Genomic DNA, 2910 nt, shown 5'->3' with positions numbered 1-2910 from the left:
CCGCTAATCTTGCAGCTTCCTCTGCAACACGTTGCTGTTCTGCCTGCTCCACCGCCAATCTTACAGCTTCCTCTGCAACACGCTGTTGTTCTGCCTGCTCCGCCGCCAATCTTGCGGCTTCCTCTGCAACACGTTGCTGTTCTGCCTGCTCCACCGCCAATCTTACAGCTTCCTCAGCAACACGCTGTTGTTCTGCCTGCTCCGCCGCCAATCTTGCGGCTTCCTCTGCAACACGCTGTTGTTCTGCCTGCTCCGCTGCCAATTGTTCTTCTTTTTGCTGCTCTTCCTGACGGCCACGCCCGAACCAGGAGAAAAAGCCTCTTTTTTTCTCTTTTGCCATTAGCCACTGCACTCCTCAAGGTTAAATCATGGCGTTACAACAAGGAATAATAACGAAATTAGAATCAGTCTAACATTTTCGTAATAACGCAACACATATCAATCACGAATTTCTTGACATCCTCCCCCACCTTCGCACTTCCTGACTCAGAAGGGGGATTCCCGTTAGTGGGTGACTACTGATTGCTCAGGGTCCGGTTCCTGCTTCAACGGGCGGCCTGATCGCACCCTCCCTCCACAGAGTAGGCACACCGCTGGCTGGTATAGGCCGGCGGGACGGCTAACACCCGACCGCCGCGCCAGCGTTGCTTGTACTCAAGCTGACGGCGCATTTCGTACCAGCCTTGCGCCAGTATCGAACGGTTTAAGCCCGACTTCGCTCGAACATGACGCCTGGGCTGTTCGGCTGTGCCTTTTGCCGATTTCGACATATGGCTGACTTTCAAATCCTCAATGACTATCATCGCGTGGTTTTTGCTGATTTTCGTTGTGGTTTTATGAAGGTAGTCGCGGCGAATATTACCGATATGCGCGTGCAGACGCTGAATTTTTCGTTTCTGCTTCTGCCAGTTGGCGCTGAATTTTATTTTCCGGCTTAACTGGCGCTGGAGCCTCGCCAGTTTGCGCTGACGGGTTTTAAAACTGTTCACCAGCTCGAAAATGGTTCCGTCTGAGAGGGTGGCCAGTTTTGCCACGCCTACATCCAGCCCCACGATTGAGGAGGAAGGCAACTTGCCACCCGATGCCAGAATGCGTTGCGTCTCGGCAAGCCCGTAATTCCAGACAAAACGGGCACAACCGCACAACTGCCGCAGACGCTGCGACTGTGCTACTGTGGGTCTGAGTCTGAATTTGTAGGCTTTCAGGATGAGCATGGGCATTCAGTATGTTGTAATTTTCCACATTATCTTACTGCCTATCTAGTTAATTTCAATGCAAAAATACCAAACCAATCGTTCCAGGCACGCGGCCTTTCTTCTGCCTGTGCATCTCGTCTTTGTCACCAGATACAGGAAGAAAATACTCAGCGAACGCCATTCGCCGCCTTTAATCAGTATGCAGGTTGAAGTCTGCCATGATTTTGGCGCTTCGCTAAAAGAAAGCCACGGCGAATCTGATCACGTCTACATGCTGATCGAGTCCCCGCCGACAGTTCAGCTTTCCATGCGGGTCAACTCACTAAAGGTAGTAACGTCCGGCGTCTGCGTCATAAATTTTTGGACTGGCATGGTGCATACGGAAAAGCCGTGCTTTGGTCTCGTGCCTATTTTGCCGGTTCGTGCGGTGGTGCGCCGTTGGCAGGGGTTAAACAATATATTCAGCATCAGAGTGGCTGATGATTCTTCGGGCTTTTCAAGCCCGTCCCAATTCCCCTCCCGCCTTATGCCGGCAAGAGTACCCTTTGGAGGAAAAGATGGTAAATTAATGTCTGTAAGTCTTAACAACTGTTACGCAAATTATGGCAAAGAAATCACAACAGCAATCAATGGGACAAATCCGCATTATTGGCGGAAAATGGCGAGGCCGGAAATTACCTGTACCGAATAGCCCCGGATTACGCCCAACGACAGATCGCGTCAGAGAGACGCTATTTAACTGGCTAGCCCCGGTTATTCAGGAAGCACATTGTCTGGATTGCTATGCAGGCAGCGGAGCGCTTGGATTAGAAGCGCTTTCTCGTTATGCATCGCAGGTTACCCTGATTGAATATGAACGTAATATAGCCAAGCAGCTTTCCGCGAATTTGGATCTGCTCAGTGCCCAAAATGCCGAAGTCATTCACGACAGTGCATTAACCTATTTATCTCAATCAGGAAAACCCTACGATGTCGTTTTCCTTGATCCTCCTTTTCGTAAAGGAATGCTCAGCGAAACCATAAAATTGTTGGAAGAGCAAAATTGGCTGGCAGATGAAAGCTGGATTTATGTTGAAGCTGAATCTGAATCAACGGCGATTGATGTGCCTGTTAACTGGCAACTTCATCGTGAAAAAGTAGCCGGACAAGTCGCATACCGGCTCTATATCCGTTACTTACCTGCATAATGATTACTTTGGAGTACACACTGATGTTTATTCAATTGGGTAAACTGTTAATGATCTGCGTTTGGGGATTTCTGATCTTTAACCTGATCCATCCATTTCCAAAACCATTGAAGTATTTTATGGATGTCGCCATGATTTTCATGGTGGTGATGCATGCATTTCAAATGCTGCTTCTGAAAGCCAGTCAGCCCAAAGATCAAAAACTCTCTGGCCTGATGCAAACCAAGATCTTCTTTTTTGGTGTCTTTGAACTACTGTCAATGCAGAAAAAACAACAGAAAGAGAAAAGCCATCACCTCAAATAGCGCCCCCCAATACTCGGAAAGTATATATAATTATGTGAGGAATGATTCATTTCATTCCTCCTTCCAGTGATGAATCCAAAAACCGTCACTATCTGTCTCAACACAGCTTATTGCCTGCTTTCTTGGCTGAACAGATAAATCATTTCTTCATTTACTGCCTATTTCCGCACAGATACTTAAACCAATCTCTATTATTTAAGTCTATATTTTGCTAGTAAAAGA

2 protein-coding genes and 4 pseudogenes are annotated in these 2910 nt (G+C 47.7%); 3 read left to right on the top strand and 3 right to left on the bottom strand.

Annotated features, from left to right (window positions below; genetic code table 11):
- The 3 pseudogenes from OO184_RS24700 to OO184_RS24690 form a co-directional block, all read right to left on the bottom strand.
- A pseudogene (locus OO184_RS24700) lies at positions 1-340 on the bottom strand (signal recognition particle-docking protein FtsY); the annotation flags it as partial.
- A 241-nt stretch (positions 341-581) separates the two neighbouring features.
- A pseudogene (locus OO184_RS24695) lies at positions 582-1067 on the bottom strand (RNA-guided endonuclease InsQ/TnpB family protein); the annotation flags it as partial.
- A 63-nt stretch (positions 1068-1130) separates the two neighbouring features.
- Positions 1131-1214: pseudogene (locus OO184_RS24690) on the bottom strand (helix-turn-helix domain-containing protein); the annotation flags it as partial.
- Between the two features lie 58 nt (positions 1215-1272).
- On the opposite strand from OO184_RS24690, the pseudogene tnpA reads away from it, so the two are divergent.
- The 3 genes and pseudogenes from tnpA (at position 1273) to OO184_RS24675 (ending at position 2688) form a co-directional block, all read left to right on the top strand.
- A pseudogene (tnpA, locus tag OO184_RS24685) lies at positions 1273-1676 on the top strand (IS200/IS605 family transposase).
- A 122-nt stretch (positions 1677-1798) separates the two neighbouring features.
- Positions 1799-2383 carry a 16S rRNA (guanine(966)-N(2))-methyltransferase gene (gene rsmD, locus OO184_RS24680; RefSeq protein ID WP_088373766.1) on the top strand — a complete coding sequence of 195 codons (585 nt, stop codon included), beginning with the start codon at positions 1799-1801 and terminating at the stop codon, positions 2381-2383.
- A gap of 23 nt (positions 2384-2406) precedes the next feature.
- Positions 2407-2688, top strand: a complete 282-nt coding sequence (locus OO184_RS24675; protein ID WP_265381422.1) for a DUF1145 family protein — start codon at positions 2407-2409, stop codon at positions 2686-2688.
- Positions 2689-2910 lie beyond the last annotated feature (222 nt).

Origin of the sequence: Photorhabdus aballayi (genome assembly GCF_026153155.1) — a bacterium.
GTDB classification, from domain to species: Bacteria; Pseudomonadota; Gammaproteobacteria; order Enterobacterales; family Enterobacteriaceae; genus Photorhabdus; species Photorhabdus luminescens.
The sequence above is the reverse complement of the archived record's forward strand: the minus strand, read 5'-3'. Positions and strand labels throughout refer to the sequence as shown.

Coding starts and splice junctions, on each gene's coding strand:
- OO184_RS24675 (WP_265381422.1), top strand. CDS start 2,407: ATGTTTATTCAATTGGGTAAACTGTTAATGATCTGCGTTTGGGGATTT.
- rsmD (WP_088373766.1), top strand. CDS start 1,799: ATGGCAAAGAAATCACAACAGCAATCAATGGGACAAATCCGCATTATT.